Source organism: Novosphingobium hassiacum, assembly GCF_014196055.1.
Classification (GTDB): domain Bacteria; phylum Pseudomonadota; class Alphaproteobacteria; order Sphingomonadales; family Sphingomonadaceae; genus Novosphingobium; species Novosphingobium hassiacum.
In genome coordinates this window covers 279,548-305,490 of the sequence record NZ_JACICY010000002.1, presented here as the reverse complement: position 1 = coordinate 305,490, position 25,943 = coordinate 279,548, and the positions used below count along the sequence as shown (strand labels likewise).

At 64.4% G+C, this 25,943-nt stretch carries 27 protein-coding genes and 1 tRNA gene; 19 read left to right on the top strand and 9 right to left on the bottom strand.

From position 1 onward, the window contains the following. The first annotated feature begins 2 nt into the window (after window positions 1-2). The 3 genes from GGQ88_RS06165 to GGQ88_RS06155 are packed head-to-tail and all read left to right on the top strand — an operon-like array spanning window position 3 to window position 4,808. Window positions 3-3,350, top strand: a complete 3,348-nt coding sequence (locus GGQ88_RS06165) for a cellulose biosynthesis protein BcsC (RefSeq protein WP_183612245.1) — start codon at window positions 3-5, stop codon at window positions 3,348-3,350. Window positions 3,351-3,355: 5 nt separating this feature from the next. Next, window positions 3,356-3,796 carry a cellulose biosynthesis protein BcsD gene (bcsD, locus tag GGQ88_RS06160; protein WP_425490419.1) on the top strand — a complete coding sequence of 147 codons (441 nt, stop codon included), beginning with the start codon at window positions 3,356-3,358 and terminating at the stop codon, window positions 3,794-3,796. After that, a complete protein-coding gene (locus GGQ88_RS06155) occupies window positions 3,786-4,808 on the top strand; it encodes a family 8 glycosyl hydrolase (RefSeq protein ID WP_183612243.1) in 1,023 nt (340 codons plus the stop codon). The genes bcsD and GGQ88_RS06155 overlap by 11 nt, the downstream gene beginning before the upstream one ends. A gap of 228 nt (window positions 4,809-5,036) precedes the next feature. Here GGQ88_RS06155 and GGQ88_RS06150 read toward each other — a convergent pair. Next, window positions 5,037-5,113: transfer RNA gene (locus tag GGQ88_RS06150), tRNA-Arg, on the bottom strand. Between the two features lie 127 nt (window positions 5,114-5,240). Here GGQ88_RS06150 and GGQ88_RS06145 point away from each other — a divergent pair. Then, entirely contained in the window at window positions 5,241-5,663 is a 423-nt protein-coding gene (locus GGQ88_RS06145) for a hypothetical protein (RefSeq protein ID WP_246385568.1), read from the top strand. 8 nt (window positions 5,664-5,671) lie between these two features. On the opposite strand, the gene GGQ88_RS06140 is transcribed toward GGQ88_RS06145, so the two are convergent. From GGQ88_RS06140 to GGQ88_RS06125, 4 genes are all read right to left on the bottom strand, one after another. Beyond that, window positions 5,672-6,157, bottom strand: a complete 486-nt coding sequence (locus GGQ88_RS06140) for an MmcB family DNA repair protein (protein WP_183612241.1) — start codon at window positions 6,155-6,157, stop codon at window positions 5,672-5,674. A 38-nt stretch (window positions 6,158-6,195) separates the two neighbouring features. Further along, a complete protein-coding gene (locus GGQ88_RS06135) occupies window positions 6,196-6,771 on the bottom strand; it encodes a TMEM165/GDT1 family protein (protein ID WP_183612240.1) in 576 nt (191 codons plus the stop codon). 231 nt (window positions 6,772-7,002) lie between these two features. Beyond that, window positions 7,003-7,179 carry a DUF1289 domain-containing protein gene (locus tag GGQ88_RS06130; RefSeq protein ID WP_183612239.1) on the bottom strand — a complete coding sequence of 59 codons (177 nt, stop codon included), beginning with the start codon at window positions 7,177-7,179 and terminating at the stop codon, window positions 7,003-7,005. After that, entirely contained in the window at window positions 7,176-8,492 is a 1,317-nt protein-coding gene (locus GGQ88_RS06125) for a M20/M25/M40 family metallo-hydrolase (protein ID WP_183612238.1), read from the bottom strand. The genes GGQ88_RS06130 and GGQ88_RS06125 overlap by 4 nt, the downstream gene beginning before the upstream one ends. 330 nt (window positions 8,493-8,822) lie before the next feature. Between GGQ88_RS06125 and GGQ88_RS06120 the strand changes: the two genes are divergently transcribed. Further along, a complete protein-coding gene (locus tag GGQ88_RS06120; protein ID WP_183612237.1) occupies window positions 8,823-10,322 on the top strand; it encodes a DEAD/DEAH box helicase in 1,500 nt (499 codons plus the stop codon). Between the two features lie 132 nt (window positions 10,323-10,454). Here the strand turns inward: GGQ88_RS06120 and GGQ88_RS06115 are convergent, their stop codons facing one another. Continuing rightward, window positions 10,455-10,766: a GIY-YIG nuclease family protein gene (locus GGQ88_RS06115; protein ID WP_183612236.1), complete on the bottom strand. Its 312-nt coding sequence runs from the start codon at window positions 10,764-10,766 to the stop codon at window positions 10,455-10,457. A 304-nt stretch (window positions 10,767-11,070) separates the two neighbouring features. On the opposite strand from GGQ88_RS06115, the gene GGQ88_RS06110 reads away from it, so the two are divergent. The 13 genes from GGQ88_RS06110 (at window position 11,071) to GGQ88_RS06050 (ending at window position 23,291) form a co-directional block, all read left to right on the top strand. Continuing rightward, entirely contained in the window at window positions 11,071-11,781 is a 711-nt protein-coding gene (locus GGQ88_RS06110; RefSeq protein WP_183612235.1) for a sterol desaturase family protein, read from the top strand. Then, on the top strand, window positions 11,778-12,206 hold the full coding sequence (locus GGQ88_RS06105) for a DUF2141 domain-containing protein (RefSeq protein ID WP_183612234.1): 429 nt from the start codon (window positions 11,778-11,780) through the stop codon (window positions 12,204-12,206). The genes GGQ88_RS06110 and GGQ88_RS06105 overlap by 4 nt, the downstream gene beginning before the upstream one ends. After that, the gene (locus GGQ88_RS06100) at window positions 12,206-13,465 is read left to right on the top strand and encodes an MFS transporter (RefSeq protein WP_343057110.1); all 1,260 of its coding nucleotides are present in this window, start codon (window positions 12,206-12,208) and stop codon (window positions 13,463-13,465) included. Before GGQ88_RS06105 ends, GGQ88_RS06100 begins: the two co-directional genes overlap by 1 nt. Next, window positions 13,462-14,367, top strand: coding sequence for an HpcH/HpaI aldolase/citrate lyase family protein (locus GGQ88_RS06095; protein ID WP_343057109.1), 906 nt, complete (start codon window positions 13,462-13,464; stop codon window positions 14,365-14,367). The genes GGQ88_RS06100 and GGQ88_RS06095 overlap by 4 nt, the downstream gene beginning before the upstream one ends. A 59-nt stretch (window positions 14,368-14,426) precedes the next feature. Continuing rightward, a complete protein-coding gene (locus GGQ88_RS06090) occupies window positions 14,427-15,767 on the top strand; it encodes a PAS domain-containing protein (protein ID WP_183612472.1) in 1,341 nt (446 codons plus the stop codon). Between the two features lie 72 nt (window positions 15,768-15,839). Further along, window positions 15,840-16,766 carry an alpha/beta hydrolase gene (locus GGQ88_RS06085; RefSeq protein WP_183612232.1) on the top strand — a complete coding sequence of 309 codons (927 nt, stop codon included), beginning with the start codon at window positions 15,840-15,842 and terminating at the stop codon, window positions 16,764-16,766. Next, window positions 16,750-18,150, top strand: coding sequence for a M48 family metalloprotease (locus GGQ88_RS06080; protein WP_183612231.1), 1,401 nt, complete (start codon window positions 16,750-16,752; stop codon window positions 18,148-18,150). The genes GGQ88_RS06085 and GGQ88_RS06080 overlap by 17 nt, the downstream gene beginning before the upstream one ends. A gap of 10 nt (window positions 18,151-18,160) precedes the next feature. After that, a complete protein-coding gene (locus GGQ88_RS06075; protein WP_183612230.1) occupies window positions 18,161-18,958 on the top strand; it encodes a DsbA family protein in 798 nt (265 codons plus the stop codon). Window positions 18,959-19,024: 66 nt separating this feature from the next. Next, on the top strand, window positions 19,025-20,182 hold the full coding sequence (locus GGQ88_RS06070) for a sensor histidine kinase (RefSeq protein WP_183612229.1): 1,158 nt from the start codon (window positions 19,025-19,027) through the stop codon (window positions 20,180-20,182). Between the two features lie 97 nt (window positions 20,183-20,279). Further along, window positions 20,280-21,077 (top strand): LytR/AlgR family response regulator transcription factor, encoded by a 798-nt coding sequence (locus tag GGQ88_RS06065; protein WP_183612228.1) that lies wholly within the window; start codon window positions 20,280-20,282, stop codon window positions 21,075-21,077. 227 nt (window positions 21,078-21,304) lie between these two features. After that, window positions 21,305-22,171 (top strand): carboxylating nicotinate-nucleotide diphosphorylase, encoded by an 867-nt coding sequence (nadC, locus tag GGQ88_RS06060; protein WP_183612227.1) that lies wholly within the window; start codon window positions 21,305-21,307, stop codon window positions 22,169-22,171. 21 nt (window positions 22,172-22,192) lie between these two features. Then, window positions 22,193-22,585: a hypothetical protein gene (locus GGQ88_RS06055; protein ID WP_183612226.1), complete on the top strand. Its 393-nt coding sequence runs from the start codon at window positions 22,193-22,195 to the stop codon at window positions 22,583-22,585. Between the two features lie 4 nt (window positions 22,586-22,589). Beyond that, window positions 22,590-23,291 (top strand): ribonuclease T2, encoded by a 702-nt coding sequence (locus GGQ88_RS06050; protein ID WP_343057108.1) that lies wholly within the window; start codon window positions 22,590-22,592, stop codon window positions 23,289-23,291. A 75-nt stretch (window positions 23,292-23,366) separates the two neighbouring features. Here GGQ88_RS06050 and GGQ88_RS06045 read toward each other — a convergent pair whose 3' ends face one another. Further along, the gene (locus GGQ88_RS06045) at window positions 23,367-23,822 is read right to left on the bottom strand and encodes a nucleoside deaminase (RefSeq protein WP_183612225.1); all 456 of its coding nucleotides are present in this window, start codon (window positions 23,820-23,822) and stop codon (window positions 23,367-23,369) included. Between the two features lie 123 nt (window positions 23,823-23,945). Between GGQ88_RS06045 and rpmB the strand changes: the two genes are divergently transcribed. Then, window positions 23,946-24,230, top strand: a complete 285-nt coding sequence (gene rpmB, locus GGQ88_RS06040) for a 50S ribosomal protein L28 (protein ID WP_183612224.1) — start codon at window positions 23,946-23,948, stop codon at window positions 24,228-24,230. 69 nt (window positions 24,231-24,299) lie between these two features. Here rpmB and GGQ88_RS06035 read toward each other — a convergent pair whose 3' ends face one another. Both GGQ88_RS06035 and msrB read right to left on the bottom strand, forming a co-directional pair. Further along, complete coding sequence (locus GGQ88_RS06035; protein WP_183612223.1) at window positions 24,300-25,283, bottom strand: esterase-like activity of phytase family protein; 984 nt, start codon at window positions 25,281-25,283, stop codon at window positions 24,300-24,302. A 36-nt stretch (window positions 25,284-25,319) separates the two neighbouring features. Next, entirely contained in the window at window positions 25,320-25,814 is a 495-nt protein-coding gene (msrB, locus tag GGQ88_RS06030; protein ID WP_183612222.1) for a peptide-methionine (R)-S-oxide reductase MsrB, read from the bottom strand. Between the last annotated feature and the right edge of the window lie 129 nt (window positions 25,815-25,943).

The following is a 25,943-nucleotide window of genomic DNA, read 5'->3' as shown; positions in this document are numbered from 1 at the left end:
CCATGAGCCGTTCGCAAACGACGATCCGCTGTGGACTGCTGGCGGCGATGCTGGCAGGCGCGGCCGTTCCCTCGGCGGTGCTGGCAACGACGCCCGCCGTAAAGGCGCTGCTCGATCAGGCTGTCTACTGGCGCGCGAAAGGTCGCAACGACCTTGCCGACCAGGCCCTGCGTCGCGCGCGGGCAATCGATCCGACGGCTTCGGTTGCCGCGCCAGCCCGGCCAAAGCCGGTTCCTGTTCCGGTCGCAAAGCCCGTCCCCAAGGCCGTTAACGCAGAACCTGCCCCGCGCAAGGCATCAACTGCGCCGGCGCGCCCGACAGCAACTGCCAGTGCCGGTACGGCTCGTGTCGCGGGCTTTTCTGCGCTCGAATCAGGCGATCTTGGTGCGGCCGCCAGTCGCTTCGAACGTGCCCTTGCGGCCAATCGCAACGATGGCGACGCGCTCGGTGGCCTTGGCATCGTACGCCTGCGCCAGAACCGCTTTTCCGACGCGCGCGACTTGCTTGAGCGGGCCTCGCGTCTGCCCGGAGCCAGCAGATGGGCTGATGCGCTGGCCTCTGCCCGCTTTTTCGGTGGTCTCGAGGACGCGCGCGAAGCGCTGGAGGCAGGGCAGAACGACAAGGCGCAAGCCATCGCTGAAGACACCGTGCGCCTCGGCTATCCGCAACAGGGTCCGGCGCTCGAACTCCTCGCGCAGATTTATGAGCAGCAGGGTCGCTTTGCCGATTCGGCCGACCTTTACCGGCAGGCCAGTGCTGGCGGTGGCAGCGACGAGAAGCGCCTCGCCAGCCGAGCCGCCCGAGGCCGCGCGCTCGCCGCGATGGCTCGCGGCGACGATTACGCTGCTGAGCAGGAATTCCAGGGTGGTCTGATGATCGATCGCGACGATCCGTGGATCCGCTATGAGTTCGCCCGCTACATGATCGGACGCGGCCGCCGCGCCGAAGCAGAATCGCTGGTAACCTCGCTGGCGCAATCGAGTGATTCTGACGCGGTTTATGCCGCAGCGCTGATCAACAAGGATCTCGGCAACCTGCTTGCCGCCTCGGCGCTGGTGGAGCGGGTGCCCGAAAGCCAGCGTAGCCCGGCAATGCGCAACTTCGCAGTAAGCATCAAGATTGAATCAGCGATTGCCCGCGCGAAGGCGCTGGCTCAGGCTGGACAGAAGGCTGGCGCGATATCCGCGCTGCGCCAGATCGCGACCCAGCCATCGCTCGCCCCGGCGCGGCGAGCCGAAGTTGCGAGCGCGCTTTACGATCTTGGCGATGAATCCACCGCTGCAAGCATCGCCAGCTCCGCACTCGACGGTGAAATCACCGACCTTGGCGGTTACGATGCACTGGTACGCGTACTGGCCAGCTCCGGTCGTGAGGACCTTGCGCGCGCTGCCTTGCAGAGAGCGTCGGTGCTTGCCGGGTCGTCGCCCGATGGACAGCGGACTCTGGCGCGGATGTCGGCAGGCCTGGCGATTTCGCAGGCAGAACGCCTGCGTGTTTCCGGCCAGTTCGCCCCCGCCTTCGACTTGCTGCAGGGTGCATGGAACTCCGCCCCGGACAATCCGGAAATTCTCTCCGCTCTCGCCCGACTTTACCAAAGCGGCGGCATGTCGGCGCGCGCGGCGCAATCCTGGCAGCTGGTGCTGGTCCGCGACGCCCGCAATCGCGATGCCTTGCTCGGTCTTGCACAGACTGCTCAGGCGGCAGGCGACAAGGAGATGTCGAAGGACGCCGCCGACCGCGCGCTCGCCGCCTATCCCGAGGATTATCAAGTCAGCCTCACTCTGGCGCGGGTGGCGCAGGACCGGGGTGACAAAGGAACTGCGGTGCGTCTGCTCAAGCAGGCGCGCGCGCTTTACGCACGCCAGAACGGCGGGAGCACCGCGATCGAGCCCGGCGCTAATCCCTTTACAGCGGCACCGGGCGTGAGTGACGGAAATCCGTTCCGCGCGCAGGCCTATGCGACCCCGGCACCGCCCCCGATAAATCCATTCGCGCTGGGCAATGGTACGCGGTTGCCGACACAGTCTTCGGCCAGTTCCATGCCGCAAGGCTTCGCGCCGCAGACTTATGCGACGCCAGGCTACGCCGCTGCCCCGCTCCCGCCCGGCGCCACTCCAACACCATCGGAATGGAGCGGCGCTCCTGCAGGATCGTTCGGAATGCCCGCACCAGCTGCCGTTGCTGGTGATCCCGTCCTTGCGGCGATCGCCTCGGATATCGAGACGCTGAACGAGGACGCACGCCCGCGCGCCGATCTCGATACCAGCTATCGCAGCCGCAAGGGTGAAACCGGCCTTAGCGCGCTCAGCGAAATCAAGGGCACTGCCGAATTTTCCACCGGCCTTGCCGGGGGCCGCGTGCGTGCGCGGGCGGAGGCGGTGGTGATCGATTCCGGGCGACCCACCGGTTCGGGCCTGTCGCGCTTCGGGCGCAATGCCACGATCGAGGCGCAGGCGATCGTCGACAAGGAGCGTGCCGTGCCCGCACAGGCACAGACGCAGCAGGATTCGGGCGTTGCCTTCACCATCGGATATGCCGACCGCAACGTGCAGGTCGAAGGCGGCACTACCCCGGTCGGCATGGGCAAGACCCAGGCTACATTCCGCGCCAGCGTGACGCCCGAGCTGTCACCCGGCGTGCGGGCCAAGGCCTGGGCCGAACGCAAACCGGTGACGGACTCGATCGTGTCCTATGCGGGCACCCGTGATCCCGTCTCCGGAGAGCGCTGGGGCCAGGTCATGCGCACCGGCGGCGGTGCGGGCTTCTCGTATGATCGCAACGGCAGCGGCGTCTACGGCGAGGTCGCCTACAACCGCTATAACGGTACCAACGTGCGCAGCAATCGTGGCATCGAGGCCAACGTCGGCGGTTATCTTCGCCTGATCAAGGGCGCGCGGTCGCAACTGACCGGCGGGATCAACGCCAATTACCAGACTTACGACAACAACCAGAACTACTTCACTTATGGCAACGGCGGGTACTTCAGCCCGCAAAGCTTCCTCAGCATCGGCTTCCCGATCAACTACAGCCTCAAGAGCGAGACGCTCGACATCAAGGCCAACCTGACGCCGGGCTTCCAGAGCTTTAGCCAGGAGGAAAGCGCGCTCTATCCCACCGATCCCGCGCTTCAGGCCGAGCTTGATGCGCTCAAGGCTCTGAACGGGGACGTAAGGGCGCGCTACGACAGCCTGAGTCGCACCGGCTTTGCCATCTCGGCAGGCGGCGAGATTTATTACAAGGTTACGTCAAATACTCAGGTCGGCGGCAACATTTCGTTCACAAGCTTCGGACAATACGAAGAATTCCGCTCGCTGATAGGAATTCGGCAAGCGATTGGAGGTAACCGGTGATCCAGATGCCACTGCGCGAAAGCTTCGGGAAGACGCGCTCCCCGGGCGTCCCGCTGATCCTGTCGATGATCGTCGCAGAACTCGGCGATGCGGCCTCGGCAAAGCAGATCGCGGGCTTCGGCTTTGCGCTCGGACAGCGTCTGGCGGCGCGCTTGCAATTAGACCTGGTCACCGACCTGTCGGATCTCGAAATGCAGGTCAACCGCCTGTGGAGTGATCTCGACCTCGGTCAAGGCCGCCTCTACGCCGATGAAGCGGCGCTGGTCGTCGAACATGACCCGGGCCTGTTGCGACCCGACGTGCTGTCGCCCGCTGCCCGCCCGTTCCTGCTCGAACTGCTGCGCGGGACTTTCGATGCGTGCTTCCGCGCGCTGGGCAGTTCCCCAGGCATCCAGACATCCGCCAACTGGCGCGAACAGGTCATCGAACTGCGCCATGGCAAGTAAACTCGGGGGTATCGGTCGCCGTGATTTCGCGCTCGGCTGCTTCGCGGTGTTGACTGCCGCCTGTGGCAAGGTTCCCGCCGGCAATGCCAAGGCGCACAAGGGGCTATGGCCACAATTCCGGGAACGCTTCGTGTTGCCCGCCGGCCGGGTCATCGACAACGGCAACGGCAACATCAGCCATAGCGAGGGCCAGGGCTACGGCATGTTGCTGGCTTGCCTCAATGGCGACCGGCGAACTTTCGACTCTCTCGCTCAGTGGACAGCGACGACATTGCTCAGGCACGATGTTGCGCTCCACGCATGGAAGTACGACCCACGTGACGTCAATCCGGTAGCCGATCCCAACAACGCCACGGACGGCGACATCCTGATCGCATGGGCACTGGCGCGGGCGGCAAAGCAGTGGAAAGTGGCGGAATACGGGCTTGCATCACGCGACATCCGCAAGGCAATCCGCAGTCGGCTGGTGGTCGAACGGGCTGGAAGCGCGGTGCTCCTCCCGGGACTTCAGGGCTTCAACCAGGACGGGCGGGTGGTGGTGAACCCATCGTACTATATCTGGTCGGCGCTTGATGCCTTTGCGGCACTGGATGGTGAAAATGTCTGGGGGCCGGTCATCGACGATGGCGTCAAGCTTCTGACCGCCGCCCGCTTCGGCCCGCTTGCTCTGCCAGTCGATTGGTTCGAGATGGACGCTGCCGGCAAACTTGCCCCGGCACGAGACAAACCACCCCGCTTCGGGTTCGATGCCATTCGCGTCCCGCTCTATGCCGCAGCGGCGCGGCGTATGGCCATCGCCGAGACAGCCGTGGCATGGTGGAATGGCTTGGCCAAGAGCGGCAAGGCCATCCCGGCATGGATCGACGTAATGTCGGGCGAGACAGCACCCTTCACCTTGTCGGCCGGGGGGATGGCTGTGGTCAGCAGAGCCATGGGTACCGCGCAACCCGATGGTCTGGCGGAAGATTACTACGCGGCAATCCTCCAATTGCTCGCGCATGACCTGGTGTGAGTTCAAGTTTGTTCAGTCTATCAGTGCTCGACGTGCCAGGCCGGATGACACCCGACCAATCCGCTGCCCGCGGGAAACAACAACCTTGTAGCCGCCGCCAACGTCGCGGCGCGCATCCGGGACTTGGCGGATGGTAGCCGAGCGCGGCATCAGCTAGCGCAGCGGCTTAGGCTCAGCGGAAGCCTTCCCGATCAAAAATACGGGCAGTCCTGAATGAAAATTGGGAAGTGGTGCACCCGACAGGATTCGAACCTGTGACCCCTGCCTTCGGAGGGCAGTACTCTATCCAGCTGAGCTACGGGTGCCTGCGCCGAAGCGGCACCTAGCAGCGGCGCGGAGCGGTTGCCAGCGATTTTGTCGCCTGCGCGAGGTGCTGCCGCGCGTTTTAGCGATTTGGTAGGTGAGGCGCCATTACAGCTGCGACTCATGCAGATGCCCAAATCATCCGGCCGTGATTCGCCGCTGTCTTCGCTTGCTTCGGGCTTGCCCGGAACCGGACGGGCGGAGTTCGGGCATGCCACGGGCAACGCCATGTCGATGACATGGTCGGCCTTGCAGGATGCGGCGGGAGTCGTCTGCACGCTGGCGGGTCTCCAGCCTGAAATGCGCAAGCCCGAGATCCGCAACTTCCCCGCAATGATGCGCGATACCGGCGGTTGGCGCTATGAACTGGCCAAGCAGGGTGTCGATGATCTGGCCGCGTTCATGGAGCCGGGCCTCGCGGCGCTTCTGGCGGTTTCGGCGCGTGGCATCTCGCCCGTGCCGGCAGCCCTCGCGCTATGGCAGGAATTCGTCACGACACGCGCAGCCCTGCTCACGCTGATCCCGCCGCTTGGCATCAAGCGCCGCGCCTGATCACTGCGTCAACCGCCCCAGGCGGCGCAATGCGGATCGATCCCGACGAGCTGCCGCCGAAGCGAACAGCGCGCCAGCCGCTCGACCTCGGCCTTGCGCCGCGCTGCGGCCAGCGGAACCGTTGGCGCGGGCCGAAGGATTTCGGCGTCATAGCCATCGGCAACGATGACCCCGCAGGCGTGGGGCAAAAAGTCTTCGGTTTCGAGCACGCTGCGATCCAGGTGTGCGGCAAGCCCCCAGTAGAACCGGTCGCAATGATCGAGATAATCGGTCCATTTGGCATCGCCGAGCAGGTCGGCGCGTGAAACCTTGATCTCGACGATGATCACCTGCCCCTTGGCGTCGATGCCCATCAGATCGGCACGACGGTTCGAACGCAGCGGCATTTCGGGCAGGCACCAGATATCGTTACGCGCGAACAGGCGGCAAATCCCGCGCGCGACGGCGCGGGATTCGCGTTCGATGACGGTTTCGATCAAGTCTGATTCGCGCATCGGCCCAACCTAGGAACAAACGACGAACGCGTAAAGTCTTACCAGATGCCGAGCGTCTGGAGGAACAGCCACACGCCCGTCGCTACCAGGAGCGCGGCCGCGATCATCCGCACCACATCGAGTGGCACGCGCTTGATCAGTGCCTGGCCGAAGTACACTGCGGGCACGTTGGCGAGCATCATGCCGAGCGTGGTCCCGGCGGTCACTGCAAGCGCGTCATTGAAACGCGCGCCCAATGCGATCGTGGCGATCTGGGTCTTGTCGCCCATCTCGACGATGAAGAATGCGACCAGCGTCGTCAGGAATGGGCCGTATCGCGATGGCTTTGGCGCGTCGTCATCGTCCAGCTTATCGGGCACCAGCGTCCACAGGCCCATCGCGACAAAGCCGATGGCGACGGCAAAGCGGAACCAGGTGCCGTCGAGGAACGCGGCAGCGGTTGCGCCAAGCAAGGCAGCAAGAAAGTGGTTCGCAACCGTTGCCCCAAGGATGCCGAGCACGATCGGCAAGGGCTTCTTGAAGCGCGTGGCGAGCACGATGGCGAGCAGTTGCGTCTTGTCGCCGATCTCGGCGAGCGCGACGATGGCGGTCGAGGTGGTGAAGGCTTCGAGCATGAAACGTGTTCCGGGGCCGGACGGGAAACAGGCCAACGACGGCAAGCCTTCCCGTCCGGCCCGGACGAAAAGCTGCCGTCATTGGTCTCACCCGACAGGGCTTGAACCCCGCCGCCTGCGCCATGGCCGCTAAGCCAAGTATGTTGACGCGCCATCGTTGCGATGGATGGGACCGCGCGGACGCGGTGGCTACTCCCCAAGTGACGTGGCTGGCTTGTTACCTGTGTCGGTTCAAGCCTGCAAGCGGCGATGGGTGATTTGCGCGATGATCGTCTGTTTTTGCTCGATACTTGCTTCAGGCCATGCCGCAATTTCATCGAGCGTGCGCGCGCAGCCGATGCAGAGCCGGCGCGCGGCATCGATAGTGCACACGCCGGTGCACGGGCTGGCGATTTCGGGTTCAGTCATCGCGGGCCGGGAGCCGGTTCGGCCGCCAGCTTGCTCATCAGCAGTGCGGCACGTTTGGCCTGCGTCCAGATGCTGGGCACATCGACTGCTTCGGCAGGCGAATGGTCGCCGGTCGAATGCGGCCCCAGGCCGACCAGGCCGTCGATATCGGCGGCGACAAAGCTGATGTCGCCCGCGCCGCGCTTCATCGGGTCGAGCGGTTCCATCGCGGGCAGGCCGAGCGTGGCATTGACCGCGTTGAGGCGCGCGAGCAGCGCCTTGTTTCCGGCGGTCGGTGCCATCGGCGGATAGCCTTCGCCGAAATCGATCTTTGCAGATGTCACGCCCGCATAGGGCCGCGCGACGATCGCCTCCATCTTGCGCATCGCAGCGGCGTTCTGCTGCGGGCTAAGCGTGCGCAGATCGCCCCGCGCGACGGCTTGCCCTGCGATAATGTTGGTCTTGCCCTGCGCCGACACATTGGCATTGGTGTCGGCAACCGCAGCCTGCGCCCCGCCTGCAATCAGCCCGACGTTCAGCGTCAGGTACGGCTCGGGCAGTTCATCGCGAAAGGCGGTGACGATGCGGGCCGCCGCAGTGATCGCGCCATCGCCGACGGCGGGTGCCCAGACGCTGCTCGAGTGGCCGGACTTTGCCGCGATCGTCAACGTCCAGCTTTGCGAGGAACGCCGTGCGATCGAACCCATATCATTGCCGTTCTCGCGGCTGAGGCCTTCGAAATCGAGCGCGACGTCGGCGGCCTTGGCGGCGGCGACCAGATCGGCACGCGCGACATCGACCGGATCGCCTGCCTCTTCTTCGTCGCCGGTCAGGAAAACCACGATGTTGGCGGTCTTGAGCGTGCCCGCAGCTTGCATCGCGCGCAGGGCCGCCACGATCACCGCGATGCCGCCCTTGTCATCGCCGACGCCCGGGCCCTTGGCCAGATCACCTTCGCGCACGTATTTCTGGAACGGTGAATCGGGTTCGAACACGGTGTCAAGATGGCCGATCAGCAGCAGTTTGCGGTCGCGGACATTGCCCTTGTGGGTGAGCACGAGGTGCCCTGCGCGCCCAGTTTGCTCCATCGGGATCCAGCGCGGGACAAAGCCGAGCGCGGTGAACTGCGGGATGACGATGTCGCGGACCTTGCGTACGCCGTCCAGGTTGCGACTGCCGGAGTTCTGATTGACCATCGTTTCGAGGAAATCGAGCGTGCGCGCCTGTTCGGCGTCGACCGTCGCGATCATCTTTGCGTCGATTGCCGACGGGGCCGCCTCGGCGCTGCCCGAGGCCATCGCCAGACCTGCCAGAATTCCGAACATCGCGCGCATGGAGCACTCCTCTGTCCGGCACGTTGGCGGGGGTAACCGGCGCTGGCAACGCCTTTTCCGCGAATTTCCTTGCCATTCCGCGCATCCGCGCCTATGTGCGCCGCAGCAAGACCGGCGGCGGACATCCGCTGCAATCCGGGTGCTGGCGTGAGATTTCGCATTCGCTGCGCAAATCCTGCCCCGGACGAACGGTTCTTTGCCCCGCCCGCTTCCCCTATCACGCATGGGTCGCACGATCGACCCCGCGCGTCTCCTGATTCCAGGTTGGTGCGCACAGCGAACCAAACCCGCACGTCGGCCTTTGCCAGACGTGCCTATGAAAGCATTTCCATGTCATTTTTCTCCGACCTCGGCCTTGCCGAACCCATTCTGCGCGCGCTCGAAGCCAAGGGTTATTCCGACCCGACGCCGATCCAGCAGCAGGCCATTCCGGCGCTGCTCGAAGGCCGCGACCTGCTCGGCATCGCGCAGACCGGCACCGGCAAGACCGCCGCGTTCGCGCTGCCTTCGCTGCACCGCCTTGCCGCCAACCCGATCGAGCGCAAGCCCGCTTCGTGCCGGATGCTGATCCTTTCGCCGACGCGCGAACTGGCTGCTCAGATTGCCGAGAACATCGAGGGTTACGCCAAGTACTTGCGCATTTCGGTCGCTTGCGTGTTCGGCGGCGTCCCCGTCGGCAAGCAGGCACGTCGCCTTGTGCCGGGCATCGACATTCTGGTGGCAACGCCGGGCCGCCTGCTCGACCTGATCGACCAGCGCGCGCTGACGCTCAGCCGCACCGAGATCTTCGTGCTCGACGAAGCCGACCAGATGATGGACCTCGGCTTCATCCATGCGCTCAAGCGCGTGGCGAACCTGCTGCCCAAGACGCGCCAGAGCCTGTTCTTCTCGGCCACGATGCCAAAGGCGATCGAGGATCTGGGCAAGCAGTTCATCGTCAACCCGGTGCGCGTCGAAGTCGCCCCGAACTCGACCACGGCAGAGCGCGTCGAACAGTTCGTCACGTTCGTCAATCAGGCCGAAAAGCAGGCTTTGCTGACGCTGCGGATTCGCACCCTGCTCGCGTCCAAGGAAATGGATCGCGCGCTGGTGTTTACTCGCACCAAGCATGGCGCGGACCGCGTCGTGCGCCACCTGACTTCGGCCGGGATCGAAGCGCGCGCCATCCACGGCAACAAGAGCCAGGCCCAGCGCACTGCTGCCCTGGAAGCGTTCCGCCAGGGTTCGTGCCCGGTGCTGGTCGCAACCGACATCGCCGCGCGCGGGATCGACGTTTCGGGCGTTTCCCACGTGTTCAACTTCGAACTGCCCAACGTGCCTGAACAGTACGTCCACCGCATCGGCCGCACGGCGCGTGCAGGTGCCGATGGCATTGCGATGAGCTTCTGTGCGCCTGATGAAAAGCCGTACCTCAAGGACATCGAAAAGCTGACGCGCCTCAAGATCGATGCGATGCCGCTGCCTGAAAACTTCCTGTCCGAAGCCTCGAAGCTGCCTGCTCCCAGCCGCAAGCCGGAAGAAGAACAGCGCGATGCCCGCCATGACGCCCGTGCCCAGCGCGGCAACGGTGGCCGTGGCGGAAATGGTCAGGCACGCGGAAACGGTGGCCAGAGCCACGGTGGCCGCGCGCAGGGACGTGACGGTCGCCCGCGCGACGTCAGCCCGCGCCAGGAACAGCGTGACGGCGAACGTGCAAACGATCGTGGTCCGGTCCGGACCCCGCTGACTGACGGGACCGGCGGCGACAAGCCCCGCACGTTCCGCCCGCGTGGCGGCGGCGGCGCTCCCGGCGTGGGCGCGCACCGCAACAAGGTTCGTCGCGCAAGCTGATCGGTGCCAGTGCGATGCTCAGGCGTCGCACTGGATCCCCGCCTTCGCGGGAATGACGAAGTTAGGTCATACCACTTTAATTTCGTCATCCCCGCGCAGGCGGGGACCCAGCCAGCAAAAATGCGCGAAGCTCTATCCGAGTGGCGGGAAGCCGAAATCTTCGGCGAGATCGCGCCACTCTGGATTGTCCTGCTCGATCAGGCGCAGTTTCCAGTCGCGGTTCCATTTCTTGAGCCGCTTTTCACGCACGATGGCATGTTCCATCGTTGCGTGTTGCTCGAGCCAAACCAGCAATTTCACGTTATACTGAGCCGTGAACCCCGCGAACGCCCCTTCGCGATGCTGGTGGATGCGTGCCATCAGGTTGGACGTTACTCCGATGTATAAGGTGCCGTTGCGTCCCGACGCCAGCAAGTAGGTTGTCGGCGAAAAGTCGCGCTGCATCGAAAGGTCGTACTGGTTTCCCGCCTTCGCGGGAATGACGAGTGGTTTGGGAATGGTGGCAATTCGGATCGGCTGACCTGTGCGCCATTACTCCTCCTTCGCGCCATTACCTTCCTTTGCGCCATTGCTCCTCCTTCGCGCCATTGCTCCTCCTTTCGTCATCCCCGCGCAGGCGGGGATCCAATCGGACGTCGCTCTAGTTTCCCGCCTTCGCGGGAATGACGAAATCTGATGGCGCGGGAATGACGGAGCGTTGCCCAACGCAGGGCTGTCCCTTTTCCGCAATCCTTGGCATAGCGCCGCGATGAACAGCGTCGTCGCATCTGCCTTGGCCATGACCGTGATCGTGGCAGTGCGCTATCTGCTGACCAGCGGGCTGTTTGCCTGGGCGACTCATAAAGTGCGACCGGGGCATTATGCCGGGCTCGACAGGCAAATCCGCTCCGAAATCGGCTGGAGTCTCGCTACGGCGGCGATCTACGGCGTGCCTGCGGGGGTGGTCGCGTGGGGCTGGCAACAGCATGGCTGGACGCGCATCTACAGCGAGCCGAACGCCTACCCGCTGTGGTGGATGCCGCTGTCATTGCTCGCCTATCTCGTGATCCACGACGCGTGGTTCTACTGGACCCACCGCTGGATGCACCGGCCCGCGGTGTTCAAGCGCATCCATGCCATCCACCATGCCAGCCGACCGCCAACCGCGTGGGCGGCGATGAACTTTCATCCGGTCGAGGCGGCTATCGTATCGCTGCTGATCCCGGCGCTGGTGTTCGTCATCCCGATCCATATCGCGATGTTGGGGCTTGTCCTGCTGGTGATGACCGTGATGGGCGTGACCAACCACATGGGCTGGGAAATGTTTCCGCGCGGACTCGTTCATGGGCGAGCAGGGGGCTGGGTGATAACCGCGAGCCATCATAATCGCCATCACGAACACTATCGCTGCAATTACGGCCTGTACTTCCGTTTCTGGGATCGGCTTTGTGGCACAGACAAGGGACTTTCCGCCCCATGACGCGCCTGCTTTTCGTCCTGCCACTGCTCCTGCTCGGCAACGCGCCGGTCACCTCGACGATCACCATCGATGTCAGCGGCCTGCGCAACAAGGTCGGCACGGTATACTTGTGCATGACCGCCAAGCCGAAGGTGTTTCCGCGCGGCTGCGACGCCGACCCCGACCGTCGGGTAGCCGCGATCAAGGCGTCCGATGCAGACGAAGTGACTCTGCGCGATGTCGCGCCGGGCCGCTATGCGATCGTTCTGCTGCACGACGAAAACGGCAACAAGAAGATGGATATGTCGCTGTTCCTGCCCAGAGAAGGCTTCGGCTTTTCGCGCGACGCCCCGGTCAGGATGTCGGCGCCCAAGTTCGATGCCGCCGCCTTTGACGTAACAGCGGGCAAGCCCGTCCACATGACCATGAAAGTACGCTACCTCTAGTGCCGATCGAGCCGATTCCCCGTTCTGGCGGAACCACGCTGGCTCCGTTCAAGTACCCCGCGTTCCGTGCGATCTGGACCGCGAACCTGTTTTCGAATGTCGGCTCGATGATCCAGTCGGTAGGCGCTGCCTGGCTGATGACCGAGCTGACCACGTCGCATGTGCTGATCGCGCTGGTCCAGGCATCGGCGACGATCCCGATCCTTCTGCTCGGGGTCTTCGCAGGCGCGATCGCGGACAATTACGACCGCCGCCGAGTGATGCTTGCCGCGCAGTGCGGGATGCTGGTCGTATCGGCAGTGCTGGCAGTGCTGTCATTCAACGGCGACATCGGGCCATGGTCGCTGCTTACCTTGACCCTGATGGTCGGCATGGGCACCGCGCTGAACGGGCCGGCGTGGCAGGCCTCGGTCAGGCTGCAGGTCGCGGCCGCCGATTTGCCGCAGGCTATTTCCCTGAACGCCATTTCATTCAATCTGGCACGCAGCGTGGGACCGGCTCTGGGCGGCATCCTGATCTCGCTGTGGAGCCCTACGCTCGCGTTCGGACTGAACGCCGTGAGCTATCTCGGCATGATCGTGGTGTTGGCCCGGTGGCGGCCTGAATCACTGCCGCCGATGCGCGAACCGATGATGGCCGCGATCGGCCGGGGACTGCGCTTTTGTGCGGGCTCATCGCCGATCCGCAAAGTGCTGGTGCGTGGTTTGTGCATGGGCATCGGCGCTGCCGGATTGCAGGCGCTGGTGCCAAGCATCGCGCGCGACATGCTGCGCGGGAGCGAACTCGATTACGGACTGATGCTGGGCGGGTTTGGCATCGGCTCGATCGTCACAGCGATCTGGGTGGCCAAGGTCAGGCGGCGTTTCGGCAGCGAGGCGGTGGTAACCGCAGCAGCCGGGATCTTCATCGTGGCGCTGATGCTGATGGCCTCGGCAAACAGCATCGCGCTGGCCATTTGCGCATCATTTCTGGGCGGGATGGGCTGGGCTGGCGCAATGACCAGCCTCAACGTCGCGATGCAATTGCGCAGCCCGGAGGACATTCTCGGTCGCTGTCTCTCGATCTATCAGGCGGTGACATTCGGCGGCATGGCGCTTGGTGCGTGGGCCTGGGGAACGGTCGCTGACCTTACCAGCCTGCCCACCGCATTGCATGGTGCGGCGCTATGGCTGACCCTGACGCTGTCACTGCACTTCTTTGCCCCGATGCCGACCCGCGAGGAAGGCCGACTCGATGTCATACCGGAGAAACGCACGTGAACACCGCCGACCGCCCCTTGCGCTCAGTCCTTTACATGCCCGCCAGCAATGCGCGCGCGATGGCCAAGGCACGGACGCTCGATTGCGATGCCGTGGCGCTCGATCTTGAAGACGCAGTGGCGCCCGAAGCCAAGGCCGATGCGCGCGCTGCACTTCTGGCCGAAACCCAACTTGGCGGCTTCGGCTATCGTCGTCTGATCGCGCGGATCAACGGACTTTCGACGCCGTGGGGCAACGACGATCTGGCGGCATTGGCCAGCGCTCCGGTCGAGGCGATCCTCGCGCCCAAGGTCGAGGACGCCGCCGACATCGGTGCCCTGTCGCAGGCGATGGACGCTGCAGGCTATGCGCCCGAAGTCGCGCTGTGGGTGATGATCGAAACACCGCGCGCCGTCCTAGCGCTTGAACGCATCGCCGCCTGCGCGGCGACCACGCGGCTCAAGGGCTTCGTGCTGGGGCTCAACGATCTGGCCAAGGATTCAGGCATAGCGCAACTGCCCGGGCGTGGGGCATTCGTGCCGGTGCTGACCATGGCCGTGCTCGCGGGGCGGGCGCATGGCCTGGTTATCCTCGACGGGGTCTGCAACGCTATCGAGGATACCGCGCGGCTCGAGGCCGAATGCGTGCAGGCGCGCGATTCGGGGTTCGACGGGAAGACGCTGATCCACCCCGCGCAACTTGCAATCTGCAATGCTGTTTTTGCCCCTACCGAGGATGATATCACCGAAGCGGAGGGAATTGTCGCAGCCTTCGCCGTCCCGGCCAACACCGGCAAGGGTGCCCTGCGCATAAATGGGAAAATGGTGGAACTTCTGCACCTTGCCCAAGCCCGGACCTTGCTTGCAAAGGCATCGGCGATAGCCGCGCGTGGCAGAACGGCGCCCAACACTGGCGCAACTTAAGACGATTTTTACAAAGTTGCGCCAGACCCGATCCCGGACATGGGGATCTGGTGGACGTGATGGATACTTTACGCGGAATTGATCGGGACAGCGACGAGACAGAACTCGACCTGTCGGGATATGAGGACGAGGTCGCCAGCGAGCCGCCTCCCTCTGTCGGTCAGGATGAGCGCCGCATGCAGGTTCGCGCCTACAACTACTGGGCGGGCCTGCTTGGCAACAATGCGTTCCCGCCGGTCAAGACGCTGCTCGACGGCGCCTACCCCGACTTTGCCGAAAACGCCGTATTGCTGCACTTCGACGAAGGCATCGAGGACCCCGCGATTACCTTCGTCGGCGACAAGCTGGCCGACGAATGCGGTACGCAAGCTTCGATCGAACGGCTGAGTCATGTTCCGGGCCGGTCGCTGCTGTCGCGCATTACCGACCATTACATGCAGATCATCGCCAATCAGGCGCCGATCGGCTTCGAGGCCGAATTCGTCAACCTGCACGGCCGCACGATCCTCTATCGCGGCATTCTCCTGCCGTTCTCCTCCGATGGGTCGGAAATCGACTACATCATGGGCGTGATCAACTGGAAGGAGCTTGCCGACCAGGCGACGACCGACGAATTGCTGCTCGAAATCGGGCAGGCGCTCGACACTGCGGCAGCCAAGGGTCAGACGCGCCGTCCGCTGATCGAGGCGACCGATGCCTGGGCCGATGGTCCGGCCTCGCTCGATACAGCTACCTTCCCCGAACCCGCATTCGGGCTCGACGACGATATCTTTGCGGTCGCCCCGGCCCCTGTCGAAGCAGAGCCCGAAGCACTGGCCGACTGGCTGGACTCCGCACGCGAATTGGCGCGCATCGCCAATTCGAGCGAGGACCGCACCCGCAGCGCGCTTTACGCCGCGATTGGCCGGGCATGGGACTTCGCGCTTGCCGCGCAAGCCGAACCCGAGGACTTTGCCGAACTGCTCGAAGATGCCGGACTGACCGTGCAGGAACGCGCGCCGATGACGCCCGTGGTCAAGCTCGTGTTCGGCGCCGACTACGACAAGACCCGCCTGACCGAATATGCCACGGCGCTCACTCACGCCCAGCGCATCGGCGTCGCACGCGGTGGCCTTGGCGCTTACCTCTCAGGCGCGCCGGGCGGGCTCAAGGGCGTGGTCAATACCGAACGCAACTTGCGTCGCGAAGAGGCAGGCAAGGCCCTGGCCAAGCGCGGCCCCGCGGCGATGGCCGAACGCCTGCGCGCACTGCCTTCGCGCAAGATGTCCGACATCGCGCCCACCGCCGAATTCGCACTGGTCATGGTCCGTCGTCTTGAAAACGGTGACATCGTGGCTGTCGGCGAAGTTGCCGAAGACGCCGTGCTGTTCGAACGCGCGGCGCGCCACCTGATCGGATAACCCGCACTTCCCGCCAGCCGCCGCCCCTGCTAGCCCTGCTGTATGGCACGGACGGGCAAGGGCAGGTTGCGCATGGGTTGGATCGGCTGGACGGCGGTTACGCTGGTCCTGCTCGGCGTGCTGGCAGTGTTCACCGTGCGTCATGCACTGGCGACCAACGCAGTTGCCGTCCTCGACGGCACCGACAAGCTGCTCCACGGCGGCGATGGTGCGATCCGCCTCGTCGCCGATGTGCACTACGGCAAGGACCCGGCGCAGAAGCTCGAAATGTTCGTGCCGCAGGGCGCGAAGGGGGCGCTGCCGATCGTCGTGTTTATCCATGGTGGCAGCTGGGCGACCGGCGATCCGCACGATTACCGCTTCATCGCTCGAACGTTGTGCGCGCAAGGCTATGCGGTCGTGATGCCAGGTTATCGACTCTACCCGCAGGCGCGCTTTCCCGCCATGCTCGAAGACGGCGCCGCTGCGCTGCGCTGGGTCCACGACAACGCTGCGAAGTTTGGCGGCGATCCGACGCGGATGGCGCTGATGGGGCATTCGGCAGGGGCCTACAATGCGGTGATGCTCACACTCGACCGCCAGTGGCTGGCCGGCGTCGGCCTTGATGACGGCGTGATCCGGGGGACCGTGTCGCTGGCAGGCCCGTTCGATTTCCTCCCGTTCGATACCGACGCGACGATCGACAGCTTCGGCCAGGCCCCCGATCCTGCGGCAACCCAGCCGATCACTTTCGCCAGGGCGGACGCCCCGCCGCTCCTGTTGGTGACCGGTGACGCAGACACCCGCGTCAAGCCCCGCAACTCCAAAGCTCTTGCCCAGCGACTGACCGCACTTGGCGTGCCCACGACACCGATCCTGCTGGAAGGAGTCACGCATGAGGGCATCATCATGCAGTTCGCGCGCCCATTCTCGCGTGATTCCCGTGCAATAGATGCAGTCCTGCCATTTCTGGCAAACGTCACCGCGCCTTCAGTTGCGGTTCATGCCGGGGGTCGATAGTCCAACCCCCGTGACCAGACGCCCCTCAATCCTTGCGCGCATTGCGACGATCCTGGCCGCGCTGGCGCTGTGCGTTCAGCCAGCCGCTGCCCAATCGGTGCTGCGCGATGCCGAAACTGAAGCGCTGTTCCGCGATGCCGCCGCGCCGATCTTCAAGGCCGCCGGGTTCAATCCCGGTGCGGTGGAACTGGTGCTGCTCAACGACGGCTCGATCAACGCTTTCGTCGCAGGCGGGCAGGCAATCTACATCCACTCGGGCCTGATCGGTGCCGCTGACAACGTCAATGAACTGCAAGGCGTGATCGCGCACGAGCTTGGCCACATCACCGGTGGCCACGTTATCCGCTTCGACGAGGGCGCCAAGGCAGCGACCGGGATCACCGTGCTCAGCCTTCTGCTCGGCGGGCTGGCGGCAGCGGCGGGTTCGGCGGATGCCGCGCTGGGCGTGTTCATGGCCGGGCAGCAGGCCGCGATGGGCAAGTTCCTTGCGTTCAGCCGCGCGCAGGAATCTTCGGCGGATGCTGCCGGCGCGACATTCCTGTCCAAGGCGGGTATTTCGGGACGCGGATCGATCGACTTCTTCAAAAAGCTGCAGAACCAGGAATTCCGCTACGGCTACAACGCCCGAGGGAACCCGGACGCAGAGTTCTACAGTTCGCACCCGATGACCTCGGATCGCCTGACCACGCTGCAGGATACCTACGAACATGATCCGGCTTGGAACACGCCGCCGCCTGCCGATCTGCAGGCCCGCTTCCTGCGGGTGAAAGCCAAGCTCTATGGCTATCTGGCAGAACCCGCCGACACGCTGCGCGCTTATCCAGAATACCTGACCGACACCCCTGCCCGCTATGCCCGCGCCTACGCGTTTCACAAAGAGGCGTTTGCCGACAAGGCGCTGGACGAGACCAAGGCCCTGATCGCACAGGATCCGGCAAACCCCTATTTCCTCGAGCTAGAAGGGCAAATCCTGCTCGAATCCGGACGTCCTGCCGAAGCGCTCGAACCGCTTCGCAAGGCAACGGCCGAGACCAACAACGAGCCGCTGATCGCCACGACTTTCGGCCATGCCCTGATCGCGACCGAGAAGCCCGAAAACTTCGCCGAAGCCGAAAAGGTGCTGCGCGCGGCGATCGTGCGCGACAAGGAGAACCCGTTCACCTGGTACCAGCTTGGCGTGGTTTACGAAGCCAAGGGCGATATTCCCCGCGCCCGGCTGGCCAGCGCCGAACAGCAACTGATGAACATGCAGCTTCCCGAAGCGGTGCGCAGTGCCGAGGCCGCCGAATCCGCGCTGCCCAAGGGCACGCCCGACTGGCTGCGCGCACAGGACATCGCGATGTCGGCCCGCGCAATGATTGAGCGCAAGCGCAAGTCGCGCTAGGCCGATGGCGATGACCGATACCCCACCCCGCCGCCTTGGCGCATTCGCCCTGATCGCCGTGCTGTTCGCCCTTGCCGGGGCCGGTATCGGCTGGTGGTACGAAAGCCGCCGCAATGTCGCCGCGACCGGCGACGATGCGCAACTCGAAGCCTCGCTCGCGAGCGCCGGGATCGACGGCAAGGAACGCGCCGCGTTTGAAGGTCTGGTGCGCAGCTACATCCTCGATCATCCCGAAATCCTGCCCCAAGCGATGGAACGCCTGCAGCAGCGCGAGTCCGCCGCGCAGATTGCGCCGATGCGCGGCGCGCTCGAAACGCCGTTCCCCGGCGCGGTGCTCGGAAACCCCAACGGGAAGGTCACGCTGGTCGAATTTACCGACTTTGCCTGCACTTACTGCCGCCAGAGCGTGAAGGCGCTCGACGGCCTGATCGCGCGCAATCCCGACTTGCGCGTGGTGATCCGCGAACTGCCGATCATCGCGCCCGAAAGCGCGCCAGCCGCACGCATGGCGCTGGCAGCCGCTGCACAGGGCAAATACCCCGCCTATCACAAGGCCATGTTCGAAGGCGCACGCCCAAGCAACGAGAGCATCGCCGCAGCCGCTGGCCTTGCCGGGATGGACCTCGCCGCTGCGCGCACCTTTGCCGCGCGCAGCGATGTCGAGGATGAACTGAAGCGCAATCTCGACATGGCGCGCCAGCTTGGCGTCAGCGGCACGCCCGCGTGGGTCATCGGCGAGCGCATGATCCATGGCGCTGTCCCACCTGAACAACTGCAAGCCGCCATCGACGTCGCCCGCAAGGGATGACGCGCGTCACTACTTGTCCTTTGGCAAAGGCTAGCTTCCCTGACCGCTAACCGTTACAAACCGTTCATGGCCGCGCTGCCGTTCAGACCCACGCCGTTCTTCGGCAACAAGAACCGCGCCTTCTGGCGCCTGCAGTTGCTCGGCTGGGGCGGCGCGATGCTGCTGCGCGCGGTCTCCTCCATTGCCAATGCGCAGCCGTGGTCGTTCCTGATCATCGTGCTAATCGCCACGATCACGGGCTTTTCGATCTCGCTGATCCTGTCGGTGATCTACCGCGCGGTGATGAACCGGCGGCCGGTCGTCACCTGGGGCGTGACCGCGCTGGTGCTGTCGTTGGCGGTCGGGCTTTACGCGTTCATCGATTCATGGGTGATCAGCCTCTACCGGCAGGGCAGCGACGCCAGCTTCGCGCAACTCTATGTCGGCGTGTTCTACCTCGATCTGACGCTGCTGATCTCGTGGACCGGGCTCTATTACGCGATCAATTTCTTCCTGCAGGTGGAAGAGCAGAACGACCAGCTCATCCGGCTCGAAGCGCAGGCGACCAGCGCGCAGCTTGCGATGCTGCGTTACCAGCTCAATCCGCACTTCCTGTTCAACACGCTCAATTCGATCTCGACGCTGGTGCTGCTCAAACAGACCGAGCCTGCCAACGCGATGCTTTCGCGCCTATCCTCGTTCCTGCGCTACACGCTGGTCAACGAGCCGACTGCGCGGGTGACCGTCGCGCAGGAGGTCGAGACGCTCAAGCTCTACCTCGACATCGAGCTGATGCGATTCGAAGAACGCCTGCGCACCCACTTCCGCATCGAGGACGCTGTGCGCAATGCGCTGATGCCGTCTCTGCTGCTCCAGCCCCTGGTCGAGAACGCGATCAAGTATGCGGTCAGCCCGCTCGAATACGGCGCGGAAATCACGATCGAGGCGCAACTCGTCGGCCCCATGCTGCGGGTTACCGTGTCCGATACCGGGCCGGGCTTGCAACCGGGCACCGACCCCGCGACGGTGTTCGGCGTGAGCAGCGACTCTACCGGCATCGGGCTGGCCAACATCCGCGACCGACTGGCCCAAGCCTATGGCGAAAGCCAGCGGTTCGACATTTCCAACCGTCCGGAAGGCGGGTTTCAGGTCGTGCTCGAACTTCCGTTCGAGGCGCGCGAAATGCCGCAAGTGCCGCTGTCATCACGCCGACCGGCCCCAATGCCGAGCGGGGTATCTGCGTGATTTCGGGAACCGACAGCCGATTTTCCCGTCCTCCCATCGGGCACGCTCCAACAGGGAAACCTTCACGGGGGCAAAACGTGATCCATAAGGGAACCGCATGACAATCCGTACGATCCTCGTCGACGACGAAAAACTGGCCATTCAGGGGCTGCAACTGCGCCTTGAGGCCTTCCCCGATGTCGAAGTGATCGACACCTGTTCCAACGGTCGTGAGGCGATCCGCAAGATCAAGACCGAAAAGCCGGACCTGGTGTTCTGCGACATCCAGATGCCGGGGTTCGACGGCTTTTCCGTGGTCAAGGGCGTGATGGAGATCGATCCGCCGCTGTTCGTATTCGTCACTGCCTACTCCGAACACGCGATCAAGGCGTTCGAGGCCAATGCGGTCGACTACCTGCTCAAGCCGGTTGAATCCGATCGCCTCGCCGACGCACTCGACCGCGCGCGCACCCGCATCGCCGAAAAGCGCGGGCGCGAGGAGGCCGACAAGCTCAAGATGGTGCTCGCCGAAGTTTCGCCCGAATCCATGCCCGAGATGGAAGACGAAGGCGAACCCGTCGCAGGCCGCTTCGAAAAGCTGATCAACATCAAGGATCGTGGCCAGATCTTCCGCGTCGATGTCGACACGATCGAACGCATCGAGGCTGCCGGCGACTACATGTGCATCTATACCGGCGACAATTCGCTGATCCTGCGTGAAACAATGAAGGATCTCGAACGCCGCCTCGACCCGCGCGTGTTCCAGCGCGTCCACCGCTCGAAGATCGTCAACCTCGATCAGGTGCGCCAGGTCCGCCCCCACACCAACGGCGAATGCTTTCTCGTGCTGGATTCCGGCGCCGAAGTGAAAGTCTCGCGCAGCTATCGTGATGTGGTGGCGCGCTTCGTCCACTGATCGTGGTTGCGGCCTAGCCGCTTGAAGGGTTCACGCAAAGCCGCAGAGGAAAATGAGGCTGCAGAGATGCAGCGCGAAATCTCTGCGGCCTCTGCTTCCTCAGCGGCTCTGCGCGAAACAGACTTCCTTCGTCACCCCCGCCGTTCGCTTTCGAGCGTAGGCGAGACACCGCGCGCAGTGTCGCGACTTCGCTCGACACGAACGGACAGGGTGATATTGGCAGAGGCATGAGCAGTTTCTCCATTCCCGGCTTCGACCTTCACACGTTTGTAGCCGCAACACTCGCCGAAGACCTCGGCGAAGGCCTCCCCGGCGGTGGGCACGACGTTACCAGCGACAGTGTGATTCCGGCTGACGCGCGCTTTACCGGCGTGATGGACAGCCGCGATGCGATCACCGTTTGCGGATTGCCGATTGCCGCGGCGTTTTTCCGCGCGCTCGACCCCACAATGAAGATTGAAATCCTCGTCGAGGAAGGCGCCCACGTAGCCCCCGGCTCCGACCTGATGCGCCTCGAAGGCAATGCCCGCGCCATGCTGACGGCAGAGCGCAGCGCGCTCAACACCGTGCAGCATCTCTCCGGCGTCGCCACCCTGACCCGCCAATACGTCGATGCCATGGGCGATACGCAGGCGCGCCTGCTCGATACGCGCAAGACCATCCCCGGCCTGCGCCATCTCGAAAAGTACGCGGTGCGCACGGGCGGTGGTACCAACCACCGCATGGGCCTGTGGGATGCCGCGATGATCAAGGACAACCATGTCCTCGTAGCAGGCGGCGTCGGCGAGGCGGTACGCCGCGCGCTGTCCGCGGGCGTGAAGGACGTAATCTGCGAGGTAGACCACATCGACCAGATCGAGCCTGCGCTGGACGCAGGTGCCACGCGCCTGCTGCTCGACAACATGGGGCCCGACCTGCTGCGCCAAGCCGTAGCCCTCGTCGCAGGCCGCGTGCCGTGCGAGGCATCTGGCGGCGTCCGGCTCGACACCATTGGCGCAATCGCCGCTTCGGGCGTCGATTACGTCTCGGTCGGCCGCCTCACGCAAAGCGCGCCCGCCGCCGATATCGGCCTCGACTTCACACCGCTGGGCTGACCCTTAATGGAAACGAAAACCATGCGCCCCAATACGATCCGCTGGTTCGAATACTGCCTGCTGGCCAGCCAGTTCGTGCGGGTGGCGGCCATCGTTTCGCACCTGTCCGTCAATGCGCGAGTAACCGGACTGACGCCGCAAACCATTCTGACGGGCGCTTTCATCAACGTCGCGGTCATCGTCGGCCTGGGTCTCGTCATTTCGCGTGCGCGGGTCGGCTTTGCGCGCTGGTTCATGCTGCTGGTGATGGTCCCCGACGTTGCGGGCCTTGCCGGAATGCCTGCCGCTGCAAATTTGATCGGCGTGCCGTTTGCGGCGTTCTCGACACTGGCCGTGCTGCTTCTGATCGGCGCTGGCGTGCTGATGTTCCTGCCAGCTTCGTCCCAGTGGCTGAAGCGCGACAAGGCCGACTGACATCGTGCGGATCATCCTCGGTGCGCTAACGCTGGCCCTGACTGCCACGCCGGCGCTCGCGCAGGGCTGGCAGTGCCGCATTCCGCCGCAAGTATCCGTACCGCCCCTGCCCCAAGCCGACGCACCGCCCCGCGTGGTGCCGGTCACCGGTTATACCTTGGCGCTTAGCTGGTCGCCCGAGTTCTGCCGCACGCGCAAGGCCGATCCTGCCAGCGCCACACAGTGTTCGGGCGCGATGGGTCGCTTCGGTTTCGTGCTCCACGGCCTGTGGCCAGAGGGCAAGGGCGGCGCCTATCCGCAGTGGTGCCCGGCGCGCCGCTTGCCAGACGCCCAGACCCTGCGGCGCAACATGTGCACGACGCCGTCCGCCGATCTGCTGATGCACGAATGGGCGAAGCACGGATCGTGCATGACGCGCGATCCCTCCGCTTATTTCGACAAGGGCCGGACGATGTTTCAGGCTCTGCAGTTCCCCGACATGGCGCGGCTGTCACGGCAGGAGGGCCTCGACGCCGGGATGGTGCGACAGGCGCTCATACTGGCCAATCCGCAATTGAGGCCTGAGTCCATCAAGCTGCTGCTAAGCCGCAACGGCTGGCTGCGCGAGGTCCACATATGCCATTCGCGCGGCTTCAAACCGGCACGCTGCCCCAACGGCAACGGTCCTGCCGACACGGTCCCGGTAAAGATCTGGCGCGCGTTCTAGTGTAACTGTAACTCTCAAATTCGTCGCCCCGGACCGGATCCGGGGCGACGATGAAATTGGGGGTCTCGCTTTCGCTCAGCGCCGCTCACGAAAGAACGTGCGCAGCATCTCCGCCGCCTCGCCCTCGCCCATGCCAGAATAGACCTCTGGCCGATGCAGGCACGTCGGCTGGTCGAACACCCGCGCGCCGTGCTCCACCGCGCCGCCCTTGGCATCGGGCGCGGCGTAGTAGACGCGAGCGATGCGCGCGTGGACGATGGCCCCGGCACACATCGCGCAAGGCTCGAGGCTGACCCACAAGTCGCACCCATCGAGCCGCTCCTGCTCCAGTGCGGCGGCAGCGGCGCGAATCGCCAGCACTTCGGCATGGGCGGTAGGGTCGCATAGCGTGCGCGGGGCGTTGTGGGCTGCCGCGATGATCTTGCCGTCCTTAACCACGACTGCCCCGATCGGCACTTCACCTGCATCGCGCGCCCGCAGCGCCTCGTCGAAGGCGGCGCGCATCGGTTCGGGCAAGGGCCAGCGGGTCATGGGGCCGGGCTAGAGGGGGCAAGGGCACTTCGCAACATGCGAATCCTTGACTTCACCTGTTGAATCGATAAGAGCCGCGCCTTCCCGATAAGTGTTATCGAACAAGCGAAGTGAGTTTTAGACATGTCGCGTATCTGCGAACTGACCGGTAAGGGCCGCCAAGTCGGTCACAACGTAAGCCACGCCAACAACAAGACCAAGCGCCTGTTCCTGCCCAACCTGCAGAACGTCACGCTGATGAGCGAGAAGCTGGACCGCAGCTTCAAGTTCCGCGTTTCGACGCATGGTCTGCGTTCGGTGGAACACAACGGTGGTCTCGACAACTGGCTGCTCAAGCAGTCGGACACCAAGCTCAGCTCGCGCGCCCTCAAGGTGAAGCGCGATCTGGTCAAGGCTGTCGCCGCCTAAGCCACTTTCCCGCAAGGGACCGGAATTGAAAAAGCCTCCTTTCCCAAGCGGAAAGGGGGCTTTTCCGCCTTATGGCAATGCGGCCGGGTCAAGCGAAAGCTGCATCAGCCGGGTTTCCTGAAATGCGGTATCGTTGGCATCTGCAATTAGCCAGACAGTGACGCGACTCCGCCCGTCGGCACGGATCGCCATCCCTTCGTAATTCTCGCGCACCGACGCCCCCTCGATTCGCGCGAGTTCGCGGGTCGCCAGCGGTCGGGACGCATCCAGCCGCGCCATATCCGCCAGCACGATGCGGCTGACGAAGCGCGGTGGAAACAGCTCGAGCTTGCGCGTCAGGATCAGTACACGGCCATCCGGCAAGGGTGCCATGTCCACCGGGTCGAAACCTGCGGGAAGGATGATGGCGAACCGCTGCATCGCCGACTGCCCGGGACGTCCGGCGAATGCCAGCCCGATATGCGCGCCCCCCGAATCGCATGATTCGCACAGCAGCACCCAGCGTCCGTCGTTCAGCCGGGTCATTGCCTCGGCCCCGCCGTTTTCAGGCCAGGTACGCAGCGCCCTGATCCCGGTGAACCGCAGTCGCGCCGGTTGTGGGCCAATGCGCGCGACGTGCCACTCTTTTTCGAGACCCAGCCACAGCGATCCGTCTGTAGAGTCGCGCACGGCTGCCTCGACGTCGAAACCGAAATCCAGCCCCTTGGACCCGCGTCTGGCGATCAGCCGCCCGATCGGCCAACGAGTCCGGCCCGGACGCAAGGGCTCGGCTATCCTGATCCAGGCGTTGCGATCGCTGATCGCCAGCAGCTCGCCCGAATCGAGCGGCACCAGTGCGGAATAGCCGCCGAACCGCCGGTGATCTGCCGAAAGCCGCCACAGCCGGTCGAGCCGAAACGGGCCGAGTGCGGTGCGCTCAGCGGCAGCTACGCCCGGCGTCAGGTCCTCGACCCGAACTTGCGCGTGACTGTCGGCGGTGGGCACCGGCTGCCAGCCCCATGTTATCCAGAGCAGCGGCGCAAACAGCGCGATCAGGGCGGAGAATTTGCGCATGGCGTCGCGATGGCAGATCGCGAGCCGGGGTCAATCTCAGGCTGGGCGAAACTTCAGCGCGTCGCCGTTGATGCAGTAGCGCAGGCCCGTGGGTGCAGGACCGTCGTCGAACACGTGGCCCAGATGCCCGCCGCACTGCGAGCAGTGAACCTCGGTGCGGGCCATGCCGAGCGAGCGATCGGTGCTCGTGCCCACGCCCTTGGCGATCGGGCGGAAGAAACTGGGCCAGCCGGTGCCGCTCTCGAACTTGGTCGATGACGCGAACAGCGCGGTGCCATCAGCCGCACAGACGAACGTGCCCTTGCGATGCTCCTTGAGCAACGGCGAGGTGTAAGGCCGTTCGGTGCCTTCCTGGCGCAGGATATAGAACTGTTCCGCACTCAGTACGCGACGCCACTCCGCTTCGCTCTTCTGGATCGGGAAGCTGCCCTTGGCGGCTGTCTTTGCGCCGCACGCGCTGGCCAGCGGCATTGCCGCGCCTGCCGCGAGAAGGGCCAGGAAACGCCGACGCTCGACTGTAGTGGAAAACATCTGAAACCTTCCGTGTCCTGCCGATGAGCCTGAGGGCGAAAAACCTCGGGGGGCGGTGGCCCACCGGCAGGACATGGCTGGTTCTAGCCCCGTCCACCTGTCTACATCGTGACGCACGTCATAGGTGTG

What these genes read in the sequence shown, in the direction of transcription:
- GGQ88_RS06165 (WP_183612245.1), top strand. Translation starts at nt 3, where the DNA reads ATGAGCCGTTCGCAAACGACGATCCGCTGTGGACTGCTGGCGGCGATG.
- bcsD (WP_425490419.1), top strand. Translation starts at nt 3,356, where the DNA reads ATGCCACTGCGCGAAAGCTTCGGGAAGACGCGCTCCCCGGGCGTCCCG.
- GGQ88_RS06155 (WP_183612243.1), top strand. Translation starts at nt 3,786, where the DNA reads ATGGCAAGTAAACTCGGGGGTATCGGTCGCCGTGATTTCGCGCTCGGC.
- GGQ88_RS06145 (WP_246385568.1), top strand. Translation starts at nt 5,241, where the DNA reads ATGCCCAAATCATCCGGCCGTGATTCGCCGCTGTCTTCGCTTGCTTCG.
- GGQ88_RS06140 (WP_183612241.1), bottom strand. Translation starts at nt 6,157, where the DNA reads ATGCGCGAATCAGACTTGATCGAAACCGTCATCGAACGCGAATCCCGC.
- GGQ88_RS06135 (WP_183612240.1), bottom strand. Translation starts at nt 6,771, where the DNA reads ATGCTCGAAGCCTTCACCACCTCGACCGCCATCGTCGCGCTCGCCGAG.
- GGQ88_RS06130 (WP_183612239.1), bottom strand. Translation starts at nt 7,179, where the DNA reads ATGACTGAACCCGAAATCGCCAGCCCGTGCACCGGCGTGTGCACTATC.
- GGQ88_RS06125 (WP_183612238.1), bottom strand. Translation starts at nt 8,492, where the DNA reads ATGCGCGCGATGTTCGGAATTCTGGCAGGTCTGGCGATGGCCTCGGGC.
- GGQ88_RS06120 (WP_183612237.1), top strand. Translation starts at nt 8,823, where the DNA reads ATGTCATTTTTCTCCGACCTCGGCCTTGCCGAACCCATTCTGCGCGCG.
- GGQ88_RS06115 (WP_183612236.1), bottom strand. Translation starts at nt 10,766, where the DNA reads ATGCAGCGCGACTTTTCGCCGACAACCTACTTGCTGGCGTCGGGACGC.
- GGQ88_RS06110 (WP_183612235.1), top strand. Translation starts at nt 11,071, where the DNA reads ATGAACAGCGTCGTCGCATCTGCCTTGGCCATGACCGTGATCGTGGCA.
- GGQ88_RS06105 (WP_183612234.1), top strand. Translation starts at nt 11,778, where the DNA reads ATGACGCGCCTGCTTTTCGTCCTGCCACTGCTCCTGCTCGGCAACGCG.
- GGQ88_RS06090 (WP_183612472.1), top strand. Translation starts at nt 14,427, where the DNA reads ATGGATACTTTACGCGGAATTGATCGGGACAGCGACGAGACAGAACTC.
- GGQ88_RS06085 (WP_183612232.1), top strand. Translation starts at nt 15,840, where the DNA reads ATGGGTTGGATCGGCTGGACGGCGGTTACGCTGGTCCTGCTCGGCGTG.
- GGQ88_RS06080 (WP_183612231.1), top strand. Translation starts at nt 16,750, where the DNA reads ATGCCGGGGGTCGATAGTCCAACCCCCGTGACCAGACGCCCCTCAATC.
- GGQ88_RS06075 (WP_183612230.1), top strand. Translation starts at nt 18,161, where the DNA reads ATGACCGATACCCCACCCCGCCGCCTTGGCGCATTCGCCCTGATCGCC.
- GGQ88_RS06070 (WP_183612229.1), top strand. Translation starts at nt 19,025, where the DNA reads ATGGCCGCGCTGCCGTTCAGACCCACGCCGTTCTTCGGCAACAAGAAC.
- GGQ88_RS06065 (WP_183612228.1), top strand. Translation starts at nt 20,280, where the DNA reads ATGACAATCCGTACGATCCTCGTCGACGACGAAAAACTGGCCATTCAG.
- nadC (WP_183612227.1), top strand. Translation starts at nt 21,305, where the DNA reads ATGAGCAGTTTCTCCATTCCCGGCTTCGACCTTCACACGTTTGTAGCC.
- GGQ88_RS06055 (WP_183612226.1), top strand. Translation starts at nt 22,193, where the DNA reads ATGCGCCCCAATACGATCCGCTGGTTCGAATACTGCCTGCTGGCCAGC.
- GGQ88_RS06045 (WP_183612225.1), bottom strand. Translation starts at nt 23,822, where the DNA reads ATGACCCGCTGGCCCTTGCCCGAACCGATGCGCGCCGCCTTCGACGAG.
- rpmB (WP_183612224.1), top strand. Translation starts at nt 23,946, where the DNA reads ATGTCGCGTATCTGCGAACTGACCGGTAAGGGCCGCCAAGTCGGTCAC.
- GGQ88_RS06035 (WP_183612223.1), bottom strand. Translation starts at nt 25,283, where the DNA reads ATGCGCAAATTCTCCGCCCTGATCGCGCTGTTTGCGCCGCTGCTCTGG.
- msrB (WP_183612222.1), bottom strand. Translation starts at nt 25,814, where the DNA reads ATGTTTTCCACTACAGTCGAGCGTCGGCGTTTCCTGGCCCTTCTCGCG.